Source organism: Dongia soli, assembly GCF_034044715.1.
Taxonomy (GTDB): Bacteria; Pseudomonadota; Alphaproteobacteria; order Dongiales; family Dongiaceae; genus Dongia_B; species Dongia_B soli.
Genome location: NZ_JAXCLW010000002.1, coordinates 711,526 through 734,401 on the forward strand (window position 1 = coordinate 711,526; position 22,876 = coordinate 734,401).

21 protein-coding genes and 1 tRNA gene are annotated in these 22,876 nt (G+C 58.1%); 14 read left to right on the forward strand and 8 right to left on the reverse strand.

Annotated elements, in window-relative coordinates; translation table 11 throughout:
• Window positions 1-5: 5 nt before the first annotated feature.
• Entirely contained in the window at window positions 6-866 is an 861-nt protein-coding gene (locus SMD27_RS09755) for a hypothetical protein (RefSeq protein ID WP_320508177.1), read from the reverse strand.
• 55 nt (window positions 867-921) lie between these two features.
• Entirely contained in the window at window positions 922-1,806 is an 885-nt protein-coding gene (locus SMD27_RS09760) for a hypothetical protein (RefSeq protein WP_320508178.1), read from the reverse strand.
• Between the two features lie 423 nt (window positions 1,807-2,229).
• Here SMD27_RS09760 and SMD27_RS09765 point away from each other — a divergent pair, with 423 nt between their 5' ends.
• Window positions 2,230-4,011, forward strand: a complete 1,782-nt coding sequence (locus SMD27_RS09765) for an ABC transporter ATP-binding protein (protein WP_320508179.1) — start codon at window positions 2,230-2,232, stop codon at window positions 4,009-4,011.
• Here the strand turns inward: SMD27_RS09765 and SMD27_RS09770 are convergent.
• A complete protein-coding gene (locus tag SMD27_RS09770; protein WP_320508660.1) occupies window positions 3,983-5,452 on the reverse strand; it encodes an ABC transporter ATP-binding protein in 1,470 nt (489 codons plus the stop codon). The genes SMD27_RS09765 and SMD27_RS09770 overlap by 29 nt on opposite strands.
• On the opposite strand from SMD27_RS09770, the gene SMD27_RS09775 reads away from it, so the two are divergent.
• The 5 genes from SMD27_RS09775 (at window position 5,390) to spt (ending at window position 10,423) form a co-directional block, all read left to right on the forward strand.
• Entirely contained in the window at window positions 5,390-5,527 is a 138-nt protein-coding gene (locus SMD27_RS09775; RefSeq protein WP_320508679.1) for a hypothetical protein, read from the forward strand. The two genes, SMD27_RS09770 and SMD27_RS09775, sit on opposite strands and share 63 nt — an antisense overlap.
• A gap of 523 nt (window positions 5,528-6,050) precedes the next feature.
• Window positions 6,051-7,781 carry a fatty acyl-AMP ligase gene (locus SMD27_RS09780; RefSeq protein WP_320508180.1) on the forward strand — a complete coding sequence of 577 codons (1,731 nt, stop codon included), beginning with the start codon at window positions 6,051-6,053 and terminating at the stop codon, window positions 7,779-7,781.
• On the forward strand, window positions 7,781-8,749 hold the full coding sequence (locus SMD27_RS09785) for an NAD-dependent epimerase/dehydratase family protein (RefSeq protein WP_320508181.1): 969 nt from the start codon (window positions 7,781-7,783) through the stop codon (window positions 8,747-8,749). The genes SMD27_RS09780 and SMD27_RS09785 overlap by 1 nt, the downstream gene beginning before the upstream one ends.
• Window positions 8,750-8,930: 181 nt before the next feature.
• Entirely contained in the window at window positions 8,931-9,197 is a 267-nt protein-coding gene (locus SMD27_RS09790) for an acyl carrier protein (protein WP_320508182.1), read from the forward strand.
• Window positions 9,198-9,199: 2 nt separating this feature from the next.
• Complete coding sequence (gene spt, locus SMD27_RS09795) at window positions 9,200-10,423, forward strand: serine palmitoyltransferase (protein ID WP_379990422.1); 1,224 nt, start codon at window positions 9,200-9,202, stop codon at window positions 10,421-10,423.
• Window positions 10,424-10,521: 98 nt separating this feature from the next.
• Here spt and SMD27_RS09800 read toward each other — a convergent pair whose 3' ends face one another.
• From SMD27_RS09800 to SMD27_RS09810, 3 genes are read right to left on the reverse strand one after another with little or no spacing between them, the layout of a single operon-like run.
• Window positions 10,522-11,445 (reverse strand): hypothetical protein, encoded by a 924-nt coding sequence (locus SMD27_RS09800; protein WP_320508183.1) that lies wholly within the window; start codon window positions 11,443-11,445, stop codon window positions 10,522-10,524.
• Window positions 11,446-11,471: 26 nt separating this feature from the next.
• Window positions 11,472-12,431, reverse strand: a complete 960-nt coding sequence (locus tag SMD27_RS09805; RefSeq protein ID WP_320508184.1) for a diacylglycerol kinase family protein — start codon at window positions 12,429-12,431, stop codon at window positions 11,472-11,474.
• Window positions 12,428-13,663, reverse strand: coding sequence for a CDP-alcohol phosphatidyltransferase family protein (locus tag SMD27_RS09810; RefSeq protein WP_320508185.1), 1,236 nt, complete (start codon window positions 13,661-13,663; stop codon window positions 12,428-12,430). The genes SMD27_RS09805 and SMD27_RS09810 overlap by 4 nt, the downstream gene beginning before the upstream one ends.
• Before the next feature lie 249 nt (window positions 13,664-13,912).
• Here SMD27_RS09810 and SMD27_RS09815 point away from each other — a divergent pair, with 249 nt between their 5' ends.
• The 7 genes from SMD27_RS09815 (at window position 13,913) to SMD27_RS09845 (ending at window position 20,991) form a co-directional block, all read left to right on the forward strand.
• The gene (locus tag SMD27_RS09815; RefSeq protein ID WP_320508186.1) at window positions 13,913-14,848 is read left to right on the forward strand and encodes a metallophosphoesterase family protein; all 936 of its coding nucleotides are present in this window, start codon (window positions 13,913-13,915) and stop codon (window positions 14,846-14,848) included.
• A gap of 101 nt (window positions 14,849-14,949) precedes the next feature.
• Window positions 14,950-15,405: an HIT family protein gene (locus SMD27_RS09820; protein WP_320508187.1), complete on the forward strand. Its 456-nt coding sequence runs from the start codon at window positions 14,950-14,952 to the stop codon at window positions 15,403-15,405.
• A 17-nt stretch (window positions 15,406-15,422) separates the two neighbouring features.
• On the forward strand, window positions 15,423-16,637 hold the full coding sequence (gene lptF, locus SMD27_RS09825) for an LPS export ABC transporter permease LptF (protein ID WP_320508188.1): 1,215 nt from the start codon (window positions 15,423-15,425) through the stop codon (window positions 16,635-16,637).
• Window positions 16,634-17,728, forward strand: a complete 1,095-nt coding sequence (gene lptG / locus SMD27_RS09830) for an LPS export ABC transporter permease LptG (RefSeq protein ID WP_320508189.1) — start codon at window positions 16,634-16,636, stop codon at window positions 17,726-17,728. The genes lptF and lptG overlap by 4 nt, the downstream gene beginning before the upstream one ends.
• A 5-nt stretch (window positions 17,729-17,733) precedes the next feature.
• Window positions 17,734-18,966 (forward strand): CDP-alcohol phosphatidyltransferase family protein, encoded by a 1,233-nt coding sequence (locus tag SMD27_RS09835; protein WP_320508190.1) that lies wholly within the window; start codon window positions 17,734-17,736, stop codon window positions 18,964-18,966.
• Window positions 18,967-18,989: 23 nt separating this feature from the next.
• Window positions 18,990-20,165 carry a GNAT family N-acetyltransferase gene (locus SMD27_RS09840; RefSeq protein ID WP_320508191.1) on the forward strand — a complete coding sequence of 392 codons (1,176 nt, stop codon included), beginning with the start codon at window positions 18,990-18,992 and terminating at the stop codon, window positions 20,163-20,165.
• A gap of 34 nt (window positions 20,166-20,199) precedes the next feature.
• Window positions 20,200-20,991: a nucleotidyltransferase family protein gene (locus tag SMD27_RS09845; RefSeq protein WP_320508192.1), complete on the forward strand. Its 792-nt coding sequence runs from the start codon at window positions 20,200-20,202 to the stop codon at window positions 20,989-20,991.
• Between the two features lie 49 nt (window positions 20,992-21,040).
• Here the strand turns inward: SMD27_RS09845 and SMD27_RS09850 are convergent, their stop codons facing one another.
• Window positions 21,041-21,772 (reverse strand): phosphocholine cytidylyltransferase family protein, encoded by a 732-nt coding sequence (locus SMD27_RS09850; RefSeq protein ID WP_320508193.1) that lies wholly within the window; start codon window positions 21,770-21,772, stop codon window positions 21,041-21,043.
• A 228-nt stretch (window positions 21,773-22,000) separates the two neighbouring features.
• Between SMD27_RS09850 and SMD27_RS09855 the strand changes: the two genes are divergently transcribed.
• Window positions 22,001-22,075 (forward strand) — tRNA-Asn (locus tag SMD27_RS09855).
• 93 nt (window positions 22,076-22,168) lie between these two features.
• Here SMD27_RS09855 and SMD27_RS09860 read toward each other — a convergent pair.
• A complete protein-coding gene (locus SMD27_RS09860) occupies window positions 22,169-22,858 on the reverse strand; it encodes a type 1 glutamine amidotransferase domain-containing protein (protein ID WP_320508194.1) in 690 nt (229 codons plus the stop codon).
• Between the last annotated feature and the right edge of the window lie 18 nt (window positions 22,859-22,876).

A 22,876-nucleotide genomic window follows, 5' to 3' on the forward strand; every position in this document is an offset into this window, starting at 1 on the left:
CGCCTTCAATAGCGCTCTTCGCCAGTATCGGCGTTCAGCTCCGATCTATACAAAATCCGCTGCCACCGATTGAGTTGCTGTGGTCGAAAAGCTTCGACCGGCAACTCGGCGATGAAGTTGATATAACGCCGCGGAATCGCGGTGATGCCACGCGGACTGACACCGTGAATGGCTTTCACCGAATTAACGAAACACAGGTAAGTATTCGGCGCGTAGTGAATTGTCTTCGCTAGCTTGATGTCGCGGTTCATCGTGCGATGTTTGATGAAGCGCGGCGATCTTTGCCAAGCATACATTTGTAGATCGCCGCCGGCGGTCGTATCGTTCGGATCGCGGAAATAAAATAGCCCGCTGAAGATTTTGTCGCATAAATCGACATGTGGACTCTTGACGCTGCTGACCTGCGTCACCGGTGTATTCATGACGAACTGGCAATCGAGACGGACTTCCGCTTCGCCACTGAAACCGCGAGGAATGACGCGCCAATCTTCAAATCGCCGACCCAAGCGCGTTTCGAGGCCGGGAAATTCCTGGCGAAAAAAATCTCCGAACAGGCGGATTACATTGCGCCAATATTCCGCGGAGGTATGGTATTCAAAAAAGCTGCGCCATAAGGGCGAAATTCGCTGATCGGCGAGCACCTGTTTTGCACTCATACGGACCGCTTCGTTGTTGCCATAGCTCGTGCGTCCGTTTAGCACCGTCGCCAAGTCAGGAAACTCTCGATCCAATGCGCTGTAGACGTCCCGCGGCAAGACATTTTGCATCGAGAAATGCGGATATGGTGACGTGCAGATCTGATCGGGCGTCACGTTGGCAAGCAGCTGTGGCACCGACATTCCCATGGCTGCGGTAGCCGCGACCATTTACTCCTCCACCCTACCCATCATCAATAAACTCAAATCAAGTCGGCTAAGCAGACTACGCCGCCTGGCGATGGCATAACTGTAGGGCGTCATGCCGAATGTGGTTCGATGCCATTTCTCGCTGCAGCATTTCTTCCGTGACAATGCCCTGCTCCAGGCATTCGGATAGAAAATCGAAAAACAGCTGCTCCTGCTTCGGGTCCGGATGCGGTCGATAGATCTTGGGCTTGCCGCCATTGAACCACCGCTTGACCGACTTGACGACGGAGGCCGGGAAGCTTTTCGCCTTAGCACGAACCGTAAAATCGATCGGCAGGCCGGTCTTCCAGGGTTGCGTGCGGCGATAGGTATTATGCAAGATCTTTGTCTGCGGGGTCAGTCGATCGAAATCATTCCACTCGTCTTCAAGGGTCCCCACGGTGTCATCGGGTTCATATTCCAGCTTTACCCATTTCATATAATCTTTTTTGAACTCGAAAAGCTCATTGAAAGTCTTTTCGGCATCCCAATGATGCAGTTTCGTATTGTCCAGCAACATGACCGATGAGGCCCGATATTCCGCGAGATCTTTGAGAGCTGGCCTGATGCGGCACATCAAGGCCTTGCCCTGCATGTCGCGGGTCAGCAGGTCCCAAATGTCTGCGACGGCAAAGCAATCCGGATCGATAACAACCGCACGACCCTGGTAGTTCATCAGCTTAGGTGGTGCGAACCGCAAGGGCGTAAAGGATTGCAAATCATCGTGCTTCCAAACCCGACGTTCCCGCCCACGGAGGAATTTTTGGCCGACCTTGGCTTCCAACCAGGGAAAGTCCTTGTAATGCATGATTTCGACATCGAACTTGTCGGCATGCTTGCTGTTCCGCTTCAGCGCATGAGCGGCAACCAAGGCTCCCAGATATTGCTCGTCATTGGTCTGAATGAAGACCTTGTATTCCACCGACCGCTCCTTCATACCCAACTACCGACTGTTTCCGTTTTGTCTCGACCACACAATTGCTCAGGCCCAGCCATCGGTCAATCGGCCCCCTTCGGCAGACTTGCCATTTTATCCACAGCCTTAACAAAACTGTCGTAATGATAGTTATTGTTGGGCATTTCGGCAACTAACTATCTGACAAAGTGCAACTTTGCCGCAAATTTGAGGCATCTGATAATCATGCCAAGAGTTCCGCCGCCGGGCTGTTCAAGATCCCCGAAGCGGCCTCTTCGCGGGCGTCCCAGGATTGCCAAATTGACAATTGCTTACGCGATGCTATCAAGGCGGAAATGTTCCGATTGAACTACCTCACGCCCTTTTGCTACGGATTCGGCCCTTCGATTCCGTCAACGGCCGGTGGCCGGCGATACCGACAGAAAGCTTATGCAGCCGACCAATACGCCTAGCGACTCCTCCCTTGGCAATGTTTATCGCGTCCTGCGTAAACATGGCATTTGGCGGCAGATTCCGATTGTCATCGGGCTTCTGGTGACAGGTGTCCTCGACGGCGTCAGCCTGACGACCCTATTGCCGATGATCAGCATGCTAACCGGCAATGTGGATGGCAAGACCGGTCCGTTGCAGCGCTATATACAAGAGATTTTCCAAGCACTGCACTTGCCGCTCAACCTTGGTTTTCTCTGCGTTGTCGTGCTCGGATGCCTTGTCGTCAAGGCCGTCATCACGTTGCAGATCAATAGATATGTCAATGTCGTCGTGGCTGAAATCTGCCGCGAGCTGCGCCAGACTCTGATCAGCCGCCTCCTGGAAGCACAGTGGTCCTATTTCACCGTCAATCCCGTGGGACGCTTCGTGGTGACGATGATACCCGAAGCGAACTGGGCGGGTTATGCGTACCGGGCGGCGCTCAATGTATCAATGCAAGTCGTCAGAGCCATTATTCTGGCGCTGGTTGCACTGATTTTCGGCTGGCGTACGGCTGCCGTGGCGGTGGCGCTCGGCCTCCTCATGGGACTGGCGCTGCGCTTCCTGATCCGTACGTCACGCACGGCGGCAAGGCAATTTCGGACCTCGTTGTCCGGCCTGGTTGCCGATCTCACTGATCTGATCATTGGCTACAAGCCGCTGAAAGCCATGGGACGGGAAGGCATTCTGATTGCCAGATTGCGCTCGGAGGCGAAGGCGATCCGCCGGTCGATGTATGATCTGGTCATGATGCAGCAATTGTCGGGTGCTCTCCCCGACTTCCTTATTGGCTGCACCCTGGCTTTCGGCATCTATATCGTAAATCTGTTCTTCGGCATTACGATCGAACCCCTTTTGGCTTTCGGCATCGCTACATATGGTCTGATGAACTCGGTTTCGAAGATCCAGAAGGCGATGCAGGAATTGGCGCAGTCAGACAATATGTACTGGGCGGTCCAAGCAACGATTGCAGAAGTGGAAGAAGCCAGCGAACCGCATCGCGGCACGGCCGAACCCTCTCTCGCCAAAGGCTGCCGATTGGAGAATGTGTCCTTCTCCTATGGGCGCGGCGCCGTCTTGGACGATGTCTCGATCGACATTCCGGCAGGTGGCATCACCACGCTGATTGGCGAGTCAGGCTCCGGCAAGACGACGGTCGCTGATTTGCTGCTCGGCCTGTTCCTACCGGATTCGGGCCGCATCCTGATCGATGGGGTGGATCTGAAAGAGATCGATATACGCCGATGGCGGTCGATGATCGGCTACGTGCCGCAGGAAGTATTGATGTTCAATGACACGATCATGGCTAATATCGTGCTCGGCGATCCATCCATCACCGAAATTGAGGTGGTTGAAGCATTAAGGATCGCCGGCATATATGACTTCATCATGAGTTTGCCGGACGGGCTGCAGACCCGCGTGGGCGAACGCGGCATGATGATTTCAGGCGGCCAACGCCAACGCATCGCCCTGGCCCGCGCGCTGGCGCATCGACCCCAATTGCTGATTTTGGATGAGGCGACAAGTGCGCTTGATCCCCAAACCGAGGCCGAGATTTGTGCTGCCGTGCGGCGGCAGGCGGGAAAAATCACCGTCCTGGCGATCACGCATCAACCCTCCTGGGTCGATGCGGCAGACCGGATCTATGTGATCGAAAAAGGCCGGGCCCATCTCCGCGATCGGCGACCCGGCAGTGACGCTGACGAACGCCTTAAGACGAATGTTTCTCGGCCAGCGTAACTGAGCCGTTCTCCATCTCGTAAATGCGGTCAGCAGCATCGATCCACAAGGATTGATGCGTGATGGCGAGGATTGTCCGCTGACCGGCCAAGCTTCGGACGCTGTCGCAGATTTCAAGGGCGGTATCGTGGTCCAATGCGCTGGTCGCTTCATCAAGAATGAGCAGATTAGGATCATTGATCAGCGCACGGGCGATGGAAAGCCTCTGTCGTTGCCCTCCGGAAAGAAGATTTCCGCGGACGCCTACCATCTCATCAAGGCCTGCCGGCAACCTCGAAACGAATTGCCACGCACCCGCCAGTTTGAGTGCGGCTTCAATGCGTGAATTGTCGATCGTCGCATCGCCAAGCGTAACATTCTGGGCCACGGTATCGTTGAATAGAATGTTGTCCTGAGGGATGTAGCCGATGCGGTTTCTCCATTGCCGCAGATCGCCGTCTTTTAGCGACATGCCGTCGATCAGCACCTGCCCGCTACGCGGCTGATGCAGCCCGACCAGGAGATCCGCAATCGTCGTCTTGCCGGAACCCGACGGACCGATGATGGTCGTGACCTTTCCGGCTTCGATCGCGATATTGATATCTTTCATCACGTCGCGACTAGGATAGGCAAAGCTGACATCCGCAAAACGGGCTTCGTTTTGCAGAATCATCGAGCTTCCTTTTTGCATTTGCTCGGCTTCGATCTCGGTTTCCTCGATCAGGGCGACCGTCGACCAGAAAGCAGAAGAGTCGATAAACATCCCCTGCATGCCGGCGCGGATCTCGCCGATTTTCGCGGCAATCCGACGTAGCAGCCAGATCGTTGCAACCAATGCCTCGAAAGGCATACCGAAGTAATTGTAGCCAAAGTAAATGCCGGTCACGAGGAACCCCGCAAGCAACGGGTCCTGCAGCGCGACGACGGCGGCATTGCTGTCGTTTTCGCGTCTCAACGCACGGCTTAGCTTATCGATATCAGTATCAAACACTGCGGCAATGTGACCGTGACGGTTCATCGCCTTCAATGCCTTGATATTCGTGAGGACCTCGGTGACAGCGCCAGCCAGCCGCTGATTGTATTTGGTTTTTCCGCGGCCTGCCCGTTTCGCCATTCGCATGTATCGCGAGACGGCAATCCATAGCAGCACGCAGAGGACAACGGCTGCGACGGAGAACTGCCAGGAAATGAAAAGCGCGCCGACGAAATAAACGAGAATTTCGACAAACTTCGCGAAGATAAGGCCGGCTTGCTTGAAGGCTGTGGCGGCGCGATCCGAATCCGTGCTGACGGCAGCCGTGAAGCGGCCGGTCGGTTGTGACGTGAAGAAGCCCCAGCGCGCCTTCATGATCCCGTCGATGAGCCGAAGCCGCAAACGCGTGCTGAGATTTGCCACCTCTTGTCCCACAAAAACCATGCCAGCCATGCTGAGCACGAATTTCGCGAACATCATGACGATCATGAAAGCCAGAAGGATGCCCAGCGTGATCGGCAGGTTGAGGTAGGTGAGGATATCGGTGACGATCCGCTCGACTAATCTATCCGATTTCTGGACATTGTTGGTTGCCATCGAGATGATCGGCCAAAGCGTAGCGATGCTGAGGTTTTCAGCAAGACTGCCGAAGAGCAGCGCGCCGACCATAAGAAGCTGCCGCTGATAGCCGGTATAGAAAAAGATGCGGAAAATACTAAGCATGAAACTAGACGTTCTGTTCGATTTGTCGGCGGCCCGGCACAGCAAGGAATTGCGGCATACCTGATCCGATTATGGTTACCGTCACCTGCTGTCAATAATCCCAAAGATGCTGCAAGCCAATGTCGCCTCGCGGCAAAAGAGCGAGCACATGTGCCATACGTCGGCATCGGCCGGGCCTATCCTGTAACCCGCCAAACTCGACATTTGCCGTCTCATACTGGGCTGCTCGAATTATTTGCGAAAAATTGCCGTTTCTAGAAACTACCGTCGAACTTGCTGATTCGCCGGACTTTTGCTAATGACCGGCAATCCTAGGGGCAGCCTTTGCCCTCCGCAATCAATCTTTTACGCGACCCAGGGGCTGATGACTGAACGTGTTACATCGACAACGAACCCAGGGCTCCCTTTTCGTTGCGCCGACTTCGAGACAATGTGGCAGGCGCTCGATTATGCGGCGCAGGGCGAGACGGGATACAATTTTTTTGACGCAAAAGGCGAATTGCAGCGCAGCTTGACCTATCGCGAGTTGCGCGACCAGGCGCGCTCATTCGCGCGGCATTTGCTGGGTCTTGGCCTTGAACCGGGCGACCGCATGGTGCTGGTCGCCGATACCGATGCCGATTTCATGATCGGCTTCATGGGCTGTCAGTATGCGGCCATCCTGCCCGTACCGGTTGCCATTCCCACCAGTTTGGGCGGGAAAGATGCCTATGTGGCGCAATTGCGTCATCAGATCGAGGGGTGTGGCGCCAAGGCCGTGATGGCCCCGGACTCGCTGGGCGCCATTCTGCAGCAGGCGGCAGCCGGTCTGCCGATCAAACTGGCAGGAGCTCCGAAAGATTTTTGGGCTGCCCCCACTACCTCTCACGATCCCCGCCCCGCAAACGCGGATGCCTTGAGTTATCTTCAGTATTCCTCGGGCAGCACGCGTTTCCCCAAGGGAATCCAGATTACGCACCGGGTTTTCATGGCGAATGCCTACGCGATCGCCCGGGATGGCTTGCGTGTCCGGGCTGGTGATCGCTGCACCTCCTGGCTGCCGCTCTATCACGATATGGGGCTGGTCGGCTTTATGCTGGTGCCTCTTACGACCCAGATGTCCGTGGATTATATCGCGACGCGCGATTTCGCGCGGCGGTCCTTAACCTGGCTGAAGCTGATCTCGGACCATGCGGGCACCCTCTCCTATTCTCCAAGCTTCGGTTACGATCTCTGCACGCGCCGTATGCGTGACGATGCCGACAAGCTCGACCTGAGTTCCTGGCGCGCGGCTGGCATCGGTGGCGACATGGTGCAGCATGAAACTTTGCAGCGTTTCTCGGCGATGTTCGGTCCGCATGGTTTTAGCAAGACCGCCTTCGTGCCAAGCTACGGCATGGCGGAAACCACCTTGGCAATGAGTTTTGCGCCGCTCGATCAGGAGTACCAGGTGGACTATGTGGACCGGGAAGAGCTGGCCCATCACAACCGCGCTGTACCGGCGGCGCGCGGGCCGGCTGCGCGGGGATTTGTCGCCTGCGGTCGCGCGCTCATCGGTCATGCTTTCGAAATTCGCGACGCCAATGGCAAATCCTGTCCGGAACGGCAAGTGGGCAGGATTTTCTTCAAAGGCCCGAGCGTCATGAGGGGATATTTTCAAGAACCGGAACTCACCCGCGAGGCCTTGTCGCCCGATGGTTGGCTCGATACCGGCGATCTCGGCTACATGCTGGACGGCCAAATCGTCATCACGGGGCGAGCAAAAGACCTGATCATTATCGCTGGCCGCAATATCTGGCCGCAGGATCTGGAATGGGCTGCGGAGGAGTTGCCGGAGCTGCGCCGAGGCGATGCGGCGGCCTTTTCCATTGAGGATGGCGAAAGCGAGGCAATTGTCGTTTTAGTGCAGTGTCGCGTGACCGATCCGGAGGCGAAGACCAAACTGGCCAAGGATATTGGCGCGGTGCTGCAGAAATCGGCCGGTGTCGAAGCGCGGATCGTGTTCATCCCACCCCATGGCCTGCCGCAAACTTCATCGGGAAAACTAAGCCGAGCGAAAGCCAAGGCGAATTATCTCAACGGCGTCTACGACGCCGATATTGGGACTAATAAATAGTGTCTGATCGCAAGGTCGTCGCGGTGACCGGGGCGACCGGCTTTATCGGCCAGGCGCTGATCCACTCTTTGGTTAGAGCGGGGTTGCAGCCGCGACTGCTGGTCCGGCGGTTTCCTCGGGGTGCGCTGCGGGCGGGCCAGCCGGTAGAAATCGTCCTTGGCGATCTGGACGAGCCAGCAAGCCTGGAAAAGCTATTGAACGGGGCAGATGCCGTCATTCATCTGGCCGGATTGATAAAAGCGTCCAATGCCGCAGCGTTCTTCGCCGCCAATGCCCAGGGGACCGAGCGGCTCTTAACTATAGCCGGCAAGATCAATCCCAAGGCCGCATTCCTACATGTTTCCTCCCTCGCGGCACGGGAGCCTTCGCTTTCGCCTTATGCGGCGAGCAAGCGTGCCGGTGAAGAGAAGGTCGGCAAGGCAGCGGGCGGCCGGCCATGGCTGATCCTAAGGCCGCCAGCGGTTTATGGACCGGGCGATCCGGCCACGTTGCCGCTCTTCCAGGCGGCCACCCTTGGATTCGTCCCTTATCCCGCAGCTCCCCTGGCACGGTTCTCACTCATTCATGTCGCCGATCTCGCCGAGGCCATCACCCGGCTGACCGAGACATTGCTGTCGGGGTCAGGGCTTTCGGGTAAATGTTTTGAAGTCGATGACGGCTATCCGGGCGGTTACCAGTGGCCACATCTCATTGCCGCCTTGCGGGCGGCGACGGGACGTCAGGTCCGTAGCTACCGGTTGCCGCGCTGGTTAATGTCGACGGTCGCGCAGCTTAATGGCGTCAAGGTCCACCTAACCGGCCGCGCAGAAGTGCTCATGCCCCATAAAGTCGCCGAATTATACCATGGCAACTGGGTTGCCGAGGATGGCGCCCTGCCTGCCGACGTCCGTTGGCGACCTGAATTCGATCTTACAGATGGCTTTCAGGACACGTTGCGGTGGTACCGGCTGAACTCATGGGTCAGATAAGTTCTTGCAGCCAAGACCTTGAAACAATGCACTTGTTACATTTCGAAACAATTTGTCATTTAACGCTGGGATCGAAATCTACGAAAAGGTTCTTAGCTGAATCGGGGTTGCCGATTCACGGTTAACGTGTCGGCAGGGAGCAAGCAAATCCCTGCCCTGGGTAGATCGAGTGGAAATCGGAATGTTGCAAGCGTCTCAGCCTTTATCGCTGGAGAATGTATTCGGGGAAGTGGCCCAGTTGATGGATCGCTTCCGGAAAGGTGACGCGCCGATCACCATGGACACCGATATTGCCCAGGATTTGAACATGGATTCGCTGGCTGTCATGGATCTCATGATGGAACTGGAAGACAAGTTCGACGTCTCGATCCCGCTCAATATGGTGCCGGAGATCGTGACTGTGGGACAACTTGCCCAGACCATCCTCGACAGCAAGAAGGGGGCTTGATCATGGGTTTGTTCGATCGCTTCAAATCGGTGCGCGACGCGCATGGCGCACTGAAAGCCTGTGGCGGCGATCCGTTCGGCGTCAAAATGGAACGGGTTCTCTCGACCACCGAAGCGATGATCGAGGGCCGGCGGACGATCCTGTGCGGCACCAACAACTATCTTGGCCTGACTTTCGATCCCGACAGCGTCGCGGCGGCCCAGCAGGCAATCGCCGATTTCGGCACCGGTACGACCGGCTCGCGGATCGCGAATGGCTCCTATAGCGGCCATCAGGCGCTGGAGCAGGATCTGGCCGATTTCTACGGCAAGAAGCACTGCATGGTCTTCACCACCGGCTATCAGGCCAATTTGGGCGCCATCTCAACTTTGGCCGGCCCGAACGATTTCCTGATCATCGATGCGGACAGCCATGCCAGCATCTACGACGCCTGCCGCTTGGGCAGCGCCACGGTGATCCGTTTCAAGCACAACGACCCGGTTGATCTCGACCGCCGGCTCGCCCGGATCGCCAACGAGCCGGGCAACAAGATCATCGTCGTCGAAGGTATTTATTCGATGCTGGGTGACCATGCCCCGCTGAAGGAATTCGTCGCGGTCAAGAAGAAGCACGGAGCCTATCTGCTGGTCGACGAAGCCCATTCGATGGGTGTCATGGGGGCGACGGGCCGCGGTCTGCTGGAAGCCGAAGGCGTGGATCACGATGTCGATTTCGTCACCGGCACCTTCTCGAAGAGCATGGGCGCCATCGGCGGTTTCCTGATCTCGGACCATCCGGAATTCGACATCCTCCGCGTTGCTTGTCGGCCCTATATGTTCACCGCCTCGCTGCCGCCTTCGATCATCGCCTCGGTGCGCCAATCGCTGGCGGTATTGCGGGCGAAGCCGGAGCTGATGCGCAAGCTGTGGCAGAATGTTGACACGCTGTACAACGGCCTGCAGGCCGCCGGCTTCAAGCTGGGTACTCAGAAGGGTCCCGTCGTCGCCGTACACCTCACCGATCCGGTGCTGGCCGGCGTCGCTTGGAACGCGCTGCTGAAGCGCGGCGTTTATGTGAACCTGGCCCTGCCGCCGGCCACCCCCAGCGGCACCGCTCTGCTCCGCTGCTCCGTCTGCGCGGCGCATAGCACTGAGCAGCTACAACATGTCGTGTCGGTTCTGACTGAGGTCGGCGAAGAGTTTGGCCTGTTGCCACAGCCGGCACTGCGTATCGCCGCCGCCGAATAAGCGTTACGACTTTGGGGGATGAAAGGGCTGGTCTTCGGACCGGCCCTTTTTCATTCGCGGCCGGTGCCAATCGAGCTTGCAGCAGGCAGGTGGAAAGTTCAGCGGAAGGCGCCGCGGCGATAGAGCCGCCAAGCCAGGAGAGGTGCTGCTAAAACCGGATGGCGCCGCTGCCAATGCGTCACAGGAATACTGACGCCACTGTGGCGCTTTACCTTCCAGAGGATGTAGTCGAGACCGCCGTCGAAAGTGAAGGCGGCCTTCAGCAACCGGGCGATATTCAGCAGCTTGCCGATCCGCCGGCGGCTTTCCCAGGAATAGCCGGCTTCCTTACCCTTCCCTTCCCCATTACGCCGCCTCAGGACCTGCAAGGCTGCGGCGGTGATGCGGTCATACCTCGTCCGGTCGCTCTCATAGATATGGTGCGCACGATCGCTGCCCTCGGGGCGGAGCTCCGCCCGGTAGGTAGCTTGAAATGCCGCCACCCAAAGTCTTTCGGGATTTTCCGTCTCCGGTAGTTGCGGCCGGATCGCGCCCAGCATCGTCAGCACCGCTTCTGCACAGGCATCGGCAACGGCCGCGGCGGTGGTTTGATCGCGGTGCCAGATCAACCGGGCCGGCTGCGAAAACCGCGCCCAGAGAGAGACATTTGCGGCCGCCGAGCTGGTGCCGCGACGGAACTGTGCCAGGCTGATGACCGCATATTTGGTCCGCAGCTTGCCCGTGCCGAAGGGGATCTCGAGATAAAAGACGTTCGGTGGCAGGAGTCGGTTGGCGAGCGCCAGCCAGGCGCTGTTATAAGCCGCCTTATAATCGTCGACGAGAAGATAGAAATCGAGCAGCGAATCCGCCAGTTGCGTTTCCGGCTGGCGCAGGCAGGACCCGTAGAACAGCACTGCGATCGCAGAGCCGTGGCGGCGACGGACCGCTTCGGCCATGTCACGGGCCGCCTGGGCCACGGGTTGCGCCAGCTCGGCGGCAATCAGCCCGGTTAGCGCCTGCTTCGGATCTGGTTGCGCTGACATACCGACTGATGCCGACATCCGGGACCTCAGAAACGATGAAAGCGGATCGCCGGTCCGGCGGAGATCTGCAACCCATTCCCCGGGTTCGGCGTGAACAATTCGCCATCCATGACAAAGGGCGTGCTGAGCATCAAAGCCAGGTGATTCAAGGATCCGCTGTGATAGCCGGCATCTTCGAACCAGGGACGAGCCCTGCCGCGCAGCATCGGCCAGACGGCACAGAGAAAACGTTGCGGCGGATGATCCATCAAGGTGTAGCGGATAGTTTTGCTGGCATCGCCCCAGAACGGCATTACGCCCGGCAACAGGCGGTGCAGGGTCGTCAAAAGCAGCAGAAAGACATCTTGTTCGCGCCGCTCGCCATCATCCTTGGCAATGGTTATGCGCTCACCATGGAAGCCGGACCGCGGTCCCGGTCCATACCATAAGACGCGCAAAAGCGAGAGCAGGATCGTCGCATTGGCCGCCAAGCTGCGGTGCTCTTCACCGTTTTGCCGACCCTTTTGGCTAAGCATGGTGCCCTGATAGAAACTGACGGCGCCGCCGAAGAAACCATAGGTTTGCGTCGTACCGCCATCGAGGCTGAGGGCGATCAGGCTACGATCCAGGCTGGTGCCGGCATCGCCCGCCTTCACCCGTTCGATCAGCTGCTTCAACGCTCTTGCCGGCTTGCCTGGCATCCCGACATCGATGGCGATGACATTTGTCATCCCACCGGAAATCAGGCTGATTTTCGGCATCTGCGCGAAAGGCTTGTCCTTGATCAAATGATTGACGGCGGCCTGAACCGTGCCATCGCCACCGCTGATCGCCAAATGCGTCACCGATTGTGCCGCCATTTCATCCAGCGCGTCGGAGAGTTCGTGGATGTTATGGAAGACCAGGTGCATCACATCAGGATGCGCTTCGAGCAGATCGTGGACATCCGCTATGGACTCCAAGTTCCGCGTGCTTCTGGCATTGCTGATGAGGCCAATGCGGGTCATGGCACGCCAGATCCCCGCAGGCCGGATCCGCCGCGGCGTTCCGTCCGCCAAGCTTCGGGCGTCACCAGCGGTTCGGTCAGCCAGGAGCAAGGACGATGGCCCATCATCCGTTGCCAACCGGCCTGGGCGATGCGCCAGCAATGGAAGAGGAAGGAAACAATGGTCCAGGCGGCGACTGCAAGAAAACCTTCGGCCGGACGGTCGATGAGGGCGGCAATCGTCAGGATGAAGAGATTGGGGTTGCGGCGCGCCGTGATCAGCCGGAACCAGGAATCGATCGGACGCCACGTGTGGATCTCAATCCGATAGAGCCAGATGAAAAGACCTTCCTGTCCGCGACCGAGGACGTAGCCGGCAATAATGATCCAGAGAGCGGCCGTTTGAAGTGCATCCTGTCCGGAACCGCCGATGACAGCGCCTTGTCCCACGAACCAGGCATAATACCAAAAAGGCGGATGGAGAAGATCGATGCCGTGATCGAAAACATCGCCGAACTTGGTCGAGGTCAGCGTCACGCGCGCCAGCTTTCCGTCGACGGTATCGAGGAAGCACATCATCCAGGCAGCGGCCAGACCGGCCAGGAACTGGCCGTGCCAGAAGAGCGACATGGCCGCCAGTACGCAAAGAAAACTGACTGTCGTCACCATATTTGGCGAGATGCTGAGGCGGGCGCACCAGCGCGTTACTGCCATTGCCGGAACCGGCCATACATATTTTGTGACGAAATCGGTGACGCCCTTATACGCGCCGTGAAACATGCGGTGTTCGATAGCCGGTACGGTTTCTGGCGTCAGCGGCAGCACATAGGGACGCGCACGCTTGCGCAAAGCATGGTTATACGTGCTCGCGAGTGCGGCCGGATCAACCACGGTGGATAGGCCAGCCGGTAAGGCGCCACTGGCCACGGTTGCCTCCGATTGAAGGAGCGCCGCAGCCGCATCGATATCGCCACCCGGCGCAATATGAGCCGCGACCGGCACGCCGGCATCGGTCACCAGCAGATGAGACGGGTTGCGAATCAAGGCGCGAATGACGCTTTCCTCGTAGACATGGTCTGCCCGGATCAACAGCGTTGGCTGTTCCGTACCGGCCACGCCGCCGCCGGCGGACTGCCCTGTGACGGCAATACCGGCTCGTTTGAAGGCGCGACGCAGCCGCTCTTGGCTGTCGATCCCCCATAGCGCTATGGGGCTGCTACGAATCAGGACGATATTTGGTGTAACGGAGGTCACGGGCAGAATCTTCTGTCGATATCGCGTGGCATCGGAGGAATAGCGGCGGTAAACCGGGCCGTCTACGAGAAATCGCTAAAACCGGTATCGACGTCACCTTGAATGCAGATAAGCGGCCGATCATGTGACCTTGCTGGACCCTGTGCTCGGCGTCACAATCTAACGTTGTCTCGCACCGGTCCCAGATCCCGGAGCTTGACGTCGTGCGGATTTGGCGACAGAACGAAGGTTAGCGCAAAGGTTCGATAAATGTTCACGCTTGCCCATATCTCCGACCCCCATCTTGCCGGCTGGGCGGTTGATAATCCCTTGGCTCTGGTCAGCAAGCGGATCACCGGATTTCTCTCCTGGCGGCTTAAACGCGTCAAGGTGCACCGTCCTGAGGTCCTGGACCTCGTCGTTGCGGATGTCCAGGCGGCCAAGCCGGATCATATCGCCGTCACCGGCGACCTGACGAATATCTCGCTGTTCGGCGAATTTGCTGCGGCCGCAACCTGGTTGCGACGCCTCGGGCCCCCGCAGACCGTCACGGTCGTTCCGGGGAACCATGATGCCTATGTCGGCCTGCCTTGGGAGAAGTCGACCGGTTTATGGCGGGACAATATGACCGGGTTGATGCCCGGCGAGGCGTTAAGCCCGGGGACCCCGGAACGTGCCGTTACCGGCGCGGACGATTTCCCGTTCGTCCGGCAACGGGGGCCGATTGCCCTCATCGGCACCTCGACCGCCGTTCCCACCTTGCCCTTCTCGGCGGCGGGAGAGCTTGGGCAGAAGCAGTTGCAGCGCTTGGCCGATATCCTAGAGCGCCTCGGGGCGGCCAGTTTGTGCCGGGTCCTCCTGATTCACCATCCTCCCTTTGTTGAAGGCGGTGGCCGCCGTAAATCCTTGAGGGATCACAACGCCTTACGTGAGGTTTTGCGGCAAAAGGGGGTCGAGCTGATCCTGCACGGCCATACCCATGTCGCCTGTTTGGATCGCGTCGCGACGCCTGATGGCATCGCGCCGGTCTTTGGTGTTCCCTCCGCTTCCGCTTTGCCATGGCATCGAAAGGATTCCGCCGGCTATAATCTGTACAGGATCGAGCGTGCCGGCGATTCCTGGAACATCAAGGTGGAGCTGAAAACTTTGGCAAAAGATGCCAAAGCGGTGGTTCCCGCCGGACAAATGCTGCTCACCGTCCCTTGAATTCGTTAACGAATCCCGTAAATGGTCGTTTATTGCCGGGCAATGTGATAGAGAACGGCCCCGAGCGATAAATCTAGCGGCCGATTGAAGAGTAGTTCCCCATGACCCCAGCAGCGCCCAACGCAACGGCGGTGAAGTTCGGCTATCCGGAAAGCCTGGTGGCCGGTTACCGGCATTGGCTCGTATTGGCGCGGCCGCAGCAGCCTACGCTCGGCTCACTGGTCCTTCTATGCACTGATCCCGCCCGCTCCTTCTCGCAAATCTCTCCAGCGGCTTTTGCCGAGCTTGAGCAGGTCACAGCGGATATCGAGGCCGCGTTGAAAGCGGCGTTCCAGCCGGACAAGCTGAACTATCTGATGCTCATGATGGTGGACCCGGATGTGCATTTTCACGTCCTGCCTCGATATGAGCAGCCGCGTCAGTTCAATGGCTGCGATTTCGGTGACAGTTTCTGGCCGAAACCGGTCGATCTGACGCAGCCTGCCATGAATGAGCCGGCGATGCTGGTGGAAATCCGCGAGGATCTTCGGCGCCATTGGCCGCGGCGCGGCGGCTGAGGCGCGGACAACAGCAGATGCGCCTGATCGATCTCTACATTCTCAAGAGAGTGTCCTGGCCGCTGATCGCTTCGATGCTGATCGCGCTGTCGGGCCTGCTCATGGAACGCCTGATTCGATTGCTCGATCTGTTCGCGAATCGGGGCGGGCCCCTGACGCTCATCATGAAGATGCTGGCTTACCTCGTGCCGCATTATCTAGCGGTAGCTATTCCAGCAGCCTTCTTTGTCGGCATCCTTTATGCAAGTCTCCGCTTATCGAGTGACAGCGAGCTTGATGCCTTGCGCGCGACCGGCCTATCGCTGGGGCGGATTTTGGCGCCGATCGCCAGCCTCGCTTGCGTCCTCACCGTCATTTGCGTGATTATCATCGGCTTCCTGCAGCCTTATACCCGCTATGCCTATCGTGCGCTGGTCTATCTCGTCACCGAAACGTCCTGGAATTCGGCAATCGAGCGCGGCGCCTTTTTTTCCGGGTTCGGCGGTAAGACAATTCTGATCGGCGACATCGCCGATGGCGGGCATAAATTGTCGCAGATCTTCATCAAGGAAGCCGACGAAGGCAATGGTACGAACAAAACCCACACGGTCATTACCGCTCCGACCGGCGATCTGACCAATGACCCGTTCGACTTTTCCGTCGTCCTCAAAATGTATGACGGCTACCGGGTCGAACTGAATGCCGACGGGTCAACCGCCAGATCGATCAAATTCCAGGAATTGCAGCTACCTTTGGAAGCTGTGTCGCCTCAGCCCTTCCGACAGCGCGGCGACCGGGAATCCGAAATGACGTTCTTCGAACTGATTCAAAACTGGTGGCTGAACAACCCGCATATCGATGCCTCCGATCTCTCGGCGGAGGTCAATTATCGGCTGGTCCGGTCCATTTCAGTGCTATTCCTGCCGTTTCTTGCGCTGCCGCTGGGGTTGTCATCGCGGCGATCGCCGAAGAATTTCCGCTTGGTGGCGGGTATCATTTTTCTCATCTGCTACTATCAGGTTCTGGAATTCGGCAACAACCTGGTGCAACACGGCAAGCTGTCTGCACTGGTGGCTTTGTGGCTGCCTTTCCTGGTCTTCGCCATACCTAGTACATGGTTGTTCTATGCGGCCAATAAACGGGTCGGTCAGGATCCTTTGGCCATGCTGTTCGAAGCCTTGGGCGAAGCCTCGCGTTTTGTATCGACGCGCTTTCGGCACATCTTCCGCCGTGGCGCGCGGAGTGACGCATGATTTCTACCTTCGCCAAATATGCGCTGCGGACATTCTTCTGGCACTTCTTTTTACTGTGGATGAGTTTCACGGCGCTGTTGCAGCTTTTCGACCTGCTGAATAACGGCGACGACGTATTGAAGCAGTCCGGTGGCGGCCTGCGCGAGTTGATGGAATATGCCTTCTGGCGGGTGCCGGAACTGGCGGCATTCCTGATCCCCTTTTCCGTGCTGCTTGGCGCCTTGCTCAGCCTCGGCAAGCTGGAGCGCAATAATGAAATCCTCGCTTTCAAGGCCGCCGGCGCACCTTACTATCTCGTTCTGGCGTCGTTCCTGCCGGCAGTCGGTCTAGCCGGGTTATTGCATTTCGCCATCGCCGATCAGATCGTTCCCTATAGTGTTGCGAAACTGATCTCGGCCAATCTGTATCCGGATAAGAACAGCAAATCGACCGATGGCGCGAACAACAACATCTGGATTCAGGACGGCATGACGGTCGTTGAAGTGGAATCCGTTTCGCACAAAGGCAGCATTCTGCATGGCGTCATGCTGTACCAACGCGGCAATGATGGTAATTTGCAGTTGCTCGACAAGGCTGCGACCGCCGTTTTTGACGTGAAGCAGAAGATCTGGGATCTGAATAACGTCTGGCGGACTAAGGTATTTCCGGACCAAGCCGCACAGACGACGCATTTCGATAAGGCGACCTGGCAATCGCGCCTGACGCCTGCTGAATTCTCCAATCTCGTCGAGCAACCGCAGGCGATGCAGCTCAGCAAAATCTGGCGGTTCGTAAGTACCGACCAGATCGGTGTCCGGCCCACTTATTTTTATGAAACTTGGCTACAGAAGCGCATCGCTTTGCCGGTCGCATCGATTTTGATGATCCTGCTGGCCGCACCTGTCGCGCAAAGCCTGCAACGGCGCGACCGCAGTATGGCCGCCGGCATCGCCATTGGCTTCCTGCTGGGTTTCCTCTATTTCATTACGGATGGATTGGTTATGTCCCTGGGTGAAACCGGTGCCGTACCTCCATTCTTTGCCGCATGGCTGCCGCCTCTCCTCTTCGCCAGCATCGGCGGCGTCATGCTGATTCGTCTCGAAGGTTACTAACGCACATGAAGTTTTGGATTGACGCTGCCAATTTGTCGCCGGAGCGGGTCTTCGGCATGACGTTGATCGAACGGCAACTGAAAGCGCTGCGACATCAAAAAGTGGACCTATCCGAGGTGGTGATCGATACCGGCGATCAACCGGCGTCGAGTGTAGATGTGCCGCAGGATACCGGGATCGCCTGTCCGATCCGTGTGGTATCCGGCGGTGGCGACGTGGCGACACGTATTGCCCGGTCGTCCGGCGGCGAAGATGTGCTGGCGAGCACGGCCACAAGCCTGATCGATGCGCGCCTTTACGGCTTTCTTGCCAAACAGAACGAGAATGTGGCTGTCGCAGATGATGGCGCCATCCTGGTTCGTGTGACCAATACGGAGCGGCTGGAAACCGGCGCCAATGATCTCCTGCGGGCGGTCGGCAGCAATATCCGGTGGCTGTCGCAATCGGAGTTCCCATCTTTCGTGCGGAAGCTGCGGCGCAGCACGCCCTATTATCTTTTCTCGGTTACGACCAGGGAGCATCGCCGCAAGATCGAGCGCTTCCTTTTCTGGTCGAACTATAAAGGCTCGACTGATTTCTTCACCAAGTATGTCTATCCGCCGCTGGTCTGGCTGATGGTGCGGCCGCTTGCACGGGCGCGCGTACATCCAAATGTCGTGACGATCATCAGCATCCTGCTGACCATCGCTGTCGTGCCGCTCTGTGCCACAGGCCACTTCTTCTGGGGCTTTGTCTGCGCCTATACGATGAGCGTGCTGGATTCGGTCGATGGAAAATTGGCGCGGCTGACTTTCACTGATTCCGCAATCGGCAATGTGCTGGATCATGGTCTTGATCTGGTGCACCCGCCCTTCTGGTACTGTGCCTGGGCCTGGGGACTCGCCAATAGCGATTATCATCAACCAGCGGCAACGATTTGGCAGTCGCCGGTCTTCGTTGCTTCGCTGTGGATCCTCGGTCTCTACGTCCTCGACCGCGTCATCCTGAAGATTTACCCGAATATCTTCCATCGCGGCCTACACACGCATGCGCCGATCGACGGCTTCATCCGGACCTTCATTTCCCGCCGAAACATCAATTTGCCGCTCTTTACAGTCGGTTATGCAATCGGCCTTGGCGTGCAGACGATCTATCTGATCCTTATCTGGCAGGCAGTCACCTGTCTGTACCACGGCATCCGTACCGCCTGGATCATCTTCGTTGAAAAAGCCCGACCAGCTCCCGACGTCGCCGAGTGACGTGTTTCGCATAGAGGTGACCAGTGCTCGCTAATCAAATGCCCGCTGTTGCTAAAGACAGCGGATCAGTTGTCGTCAGTCCTGTCAGCGGCAAGTCCGACCTCAAACATTTCATAGAGTTGCCGAAGCGGCTCTATCGCGAGCAGCCCGGTTATGTGGCGCCGCTGGATATCGAGCGGGCCGAGACATTAGATCCGGGCAAGAACCCCTATTTTCGCCATGCCGAGGTGCAGTTGTTCCTGGCTTGGCGGGGCGACAAGCCGGTTGGCCGGATTTCCGTGCAGATCTGCAAGCTCTACCAGGAGCGCTATGGCGATCGCACCGGCCATTTCGGTTTCATCGACGCGATTGACGACCTGGAGGTTTATGCAGCGCTCATGGCCGCTGCCGAAGACTGGCTGAGTCAGCGGGGCATGCTGCGGATTCTAGGACCGCTCAGCTTTTCCACGAATGAGGAAAGCGGCCTGCTGATCGATGGGTTCAATGCCCTGCCGATGCTGATGATGCCCTATCACGCACCCTATGCCGGTTTTCGGCTGGAAGAATGCGGCTATGGCAAGGCGAAGGATCTGATCGCCTATGATGTCGACAAGACGACCTATCAGGCGGTCGGTTCCAATCGGCTGCTGGACAAGGTCAAGGCTGAGGGTCGGGTCCGCGTCCGGCCGCTTAATATGAAGCATTACCATCGCGATTTGGCTTTGGCGCTCGATATCTTCAACGATGCATGGTCGGAAAACTGGGGCATGATCCCCTTCACCCAGGCGGAGATTGAAGCTGCTGCTGCCGGGCTGAAGCCGCTGATCGATCCCAAGCTGGTCGCGATTGCAGAAGTGGATGGCGAAGCCGCCGGCATGCTGGTTTGTGTGCCGAATCTGATGGAAGCGATTGCTGATCTGGACGGGTCGCTCCTGCCCCTCGGCTGGATCAAACTGATCTGGCGATTGAAAGTTGGCCGGTTGAAAACCGCGCGTGTCCCATTGATGGGAATCCGCAGGAAGCATCACGGAACTCTGCTGGGCGCCACTTTGCTGCCTCTGATGTTCGCGGCGATCAAGGATCACTTCCTCTCGCGCGGTCTGGAGCGGGTCGAGCTTTCCTGGATTCTCGAAGACAATCTCCCTATGCGCCGGGTATGCGAAGGCGTGGGGGCGAAGGCTTATAAAACCTATCGTCTCTATGAAAAGAGACTGGGGTGAATGTGAGCCGTGATCTGGCTATGAGGTTCAGGGCATGAGGGTCAATGCGCTGATCCTTGCCGGCAATCGGGGTGGCACGGATTCCATCGCGGCCTTGGCTGGCAGCAGCCATAAGGCCCTGGCGCCGATCAATGGCGTGCCGATGTTGCTGCGCCTCTTGCGCTGCCTGACCGGCTGTCCCGACATTGCACAGATTTATGTCTGCATCGACGATGTGGCATTGCTGGGAGATGTGCCGGAGCTTGCGGCCGCCCTGCATGGCGGCATCTTGAAAATCGTCGTGCCTGCGGCAAGTCCCGCCGCGAGTGTCGCCGCGGCCTTGCAGCAGATCGGTCTCGATGAGCCATTGCTCATCACCACGGCGGATCACCCCTTGCTGACACCGCAGATGGTAGCGCATTTCCTCGCCCAAGCGCCGGAGGACGGCGATCTCACCGTTGCCGTGGCGCGCATCGATGTGATCATGGCCGCCTATCCGGAATCGATCCGGACCGGCTACCGGTTGGCCGGCCAGGGCTATAGCGGCTGCAACCTCTTCCTCGCCCGGCGACCAGCGGCAGCCAAGGTGGCGATGTTCTGGCAGCGGATGGAAAAATTCCGCAAGAAGCCCTGGCGTCTGGTGCTCGAGGTCGGCCCCGTCGCCTTGCTGCGGCTTGTGCTCGGCTGGCTGGATCTGCCTGCCGCGCTGAACCATTTGTCGCGGCGCACCGGTGCCCGTATTCGCGCCGTCGAAATGCCTTTCGCCGAGGCGGCGATCGATGTCGACAAGCCGGCCGATTACGACCTGGTCACCGCAATCCTACGGCGACGCGAAAACGCCGCCTGAAACCATCAGGTCTCAAGCGGCGCAAACGAAGTTCGGGATTTCGAAGGCCTTAGGAATTCCACTCCGAGACGAGCGTCGTGACGCTGTCGAGATCGGCGGGAAAATCAACCTCGCCCCAACTCAGCCCTTCGATGCTGCAGGTCTCGACCTGGTGATGTTCGGCGATCTGGCCGATGGCACGCAGATACCACCACTTCAATCCTTCGGGTGTGTGCATGATGCGGTCGAGCGTATCGGTGAACAGCTTTGGCCCGTCATTACGGAAAAGCAGCATGCCGATCGATTCGCCATTGGTGCGATCCTGCGTCAGCGTCTTGCCGATATCGAGCAGGCGCGTTCCCTTGAGATGCACCTTCATATCGTCGGCGTCGTAATCTTCCTTCTTGTCGATCGTCACGGTGATCGGCGCCGCCGGACTCGCCAGCAGGCGCTGGAAAATCGCCGGCTCGATCACCGTATCGCCGTTCAGGATCACGAAGTCGCGGTCCATCTCGTGGCGGGCCAGCCAGCAGCTCGCCAGGTTGTCCGCCAGTTTGTAGAACGGATTGAAAATCGTGCGGATCTTGAGCTTGGGGCTTTCCAGCTTTTTCAGCAAAGCCTGCACATCGGTCGCATGATAGCCGACCACGACCGCGATATCGTCCACCCCTCCCTGGGTCAGCGCCCAGATCTGCCACTCGATCAGCGTTTTTTCGCCAAGGGGCAACAGGCATTTCGGACGGCCTTCGGTCAGCGGCAGCAGACGCGATCCCTGCCCGGCACTTAGGATGATGGCTTTCATGGAACACCGAATGGATTATGTCGGATAATGGCCGCGAAGATCGTGAATAGAGGCAGTTCTGTCAACCCTTTAGGGGAAAAGTGCACCAATCCGTCGCAAGCGCGAAAATAAGATGTTAAAGTTGTTTGCAGCGCGCGAAAGTGTTTGCTATAAGCGCGTCCGTCAGGCGGCGCCCTGCTCTGCTTTTCGCTTCGGCGAAGTTTGCATGGACGTGGAGCGAAGCCCTGATCCGGAGTAGCTCAGTGGTAGAGCAAGCGGCTGTTAACCGCTTGGCCGGGGGTTCGAATCCCTCCTCCGGAGCCAGTTTAAAGGGGTTCCGACCGTCGGTCGGAACCCCTTTTTCTTTGGCTTCGCGAGCAACCTTCCACGGTTCGAGAGCTGCTCGCAGGGAGAATGTCATCGACCGCTTTTGCCAAGCTGATCGAGAAGCGCCTTGGCTGCCGGAGCCGATGAGGCTGGATTTTGTCCGGTGATCAGCAGGCCATCGCCGACGATATAGGGCTGCCAGTCACCGGCCTTTGAGAAGCGCCCGCCGTTCCGCTTCAATTCGTCTTCGACGAGGAAAGGCACCACCTTGGTCAGGCCGACCGCTTCCTCTTCAGTATTGGTGAAGCCGGTGACGTTCTTGCCCTGGACCAGGGGTTTGCCATCGGCGGTTTTCACGTGACGAAGCACGCCGGGGGCGTGGCAGACAAGCGTGACGGGCTTGCCGGCCGCAAGGGTCGCTTCGATCAGTTTGACCGAATCCCGATCTTCGGCGAGATCCCAGAGGGGTCCGTGTCCACCGGGATAGAAGACCGCATCGAAGCCGTCATGGGAAACACTCTTGAGGGGAACGGTGGCAGCAAGCGCCGACTTGGCTGCATTATCCGCTTCGAAACGCCGTGTCGCTTCGGTCTGGAAATCGGGCTCATTGCTTTTCGGGTCGAGCGGCGGCTGGCCACCTTTCGGTGAGGCCAGCACGATCTCGGCGCCGGCGTCCTTAAAGGCATAATAGGGAGCGGCCAGTTCTTCCAGCCAGAAGCCGGTCTTTCGGCCGGTATTACCGAGCTGATCGTGCGATGTCAGGACCATGAGGATTTTCATGTCGGGTCTCCTTGCGAA

Bases quoted from the DNA above. Each gene is read 5' to 3' on its own strand.
- SMD27_RS09755 (WP_320508177.1), bottom strand. From the start codon at position 866: ATGGTCGCGGCTACCGCAGCCATGGGAATGTCGGTGCCACAGCTGCTT.
- SMD27_RS09765 (WP_320508179.1), top strand. From the start codon at position 2,230: ATGCAGCCGACCAATACGCCTAGCGACTCCTCCCTTGGCAATGTTTAT.
- SMD27_RS09770 (WP_320508660.1), bottom strand. From the start codon at position 5,452: ATGATCGTCATGATGTTCGCGAAATTCGTGCTCAGCATGGCTGGCATG.
- SMD27_RS09780 (WP_320508180.1), top strand. From the start codon at position 6,051: ATGACTGAACGTGTTACATCGACAACGAACCCAGGGCTCCCTTTTCGT.
- SMD27_RS09790 (WP_320508182.1), top strand. From the start codon at position 8,931: ATGTTGCAAGCGTCTCAGCCTTTATCGCTGGAGAATGTATTCGGGGAA.
- spt (WP_379990422.1), top strand. From the start codon at position 9,200: ATGGGTTTGTTCGATCGCTTCAAATCGGTGCGCGACGCGCATGGCGCA.
- SMD27_RS09800 (WP_320508183.1), bottom strand. From the start codon at position 11,445: ATGTCAGCGCAACCAGATCCGAAGCAGGCGCTAACCGGGCTGATTGCC.
- SMD27_RS09805 (WP_320508184.1), bottom strand. From the start codon at position 12,431: ATGACCCGCATTGGCCTCATCAGCAATGCCAGAAGCACGCGGAACTTG.
- SMD27_RS09815 (WP_320508186.1), top strand. From the start codon at position 13,913: ATGTTCACGCTTGCCCATATCTCCGACCCCCATCTTGCCGGCTGGGCG.
- SMD27_RS09820 (WP_320508187.1), top strand. From the start codon at position 14,950: ATGACCCCAGCAGCGCCCAACGCAACGGCGGTGAAGTTCGGCTATCCG.
- lptF (WP_320508188.1), top strand. From the start codon at position 15,423: ATGCGCCTGATCGATCTCTACATTCTCAAGAGAGTGTCCTGGCCGCTG.
- lptG (WP_320508189.1), top strand. From the start codon at position 16,634: ATGATTTCTACCTTCGCCAAATATGCGCTGCGGACATTCTTCTGGCAC.
- SMD27_RS09835 (WP_320508190.1), top strand. From the start codon at position 17,734: ATGAAGTTTTGGATTGACGCTGCCAATTTGTCGCCGGAGCGGGTCTTC.
- SMD27_RS09845 (WP_320508192.1), top strand. From the start codon at position 20,200: ATGAGGGTCAATGCGCTGATCCTTGCCGGCAATCGGGGTGGCACGGAT.
- SMD27_RS09850 (WP_320508193.1), bottom strand. From the start codon at position 21,772: ATGAAAGCCATCATCCTAAGTGCCGGGCAGGGATCGCGTCTGCTGCCG.
- SMD27_RS09860 (WP_320508194.1), bottom strand. From the start codon at position 22,858: ATGAAAATCCTCATGGTCCTGACATCGCACGATCAGCTCGGTAATACC.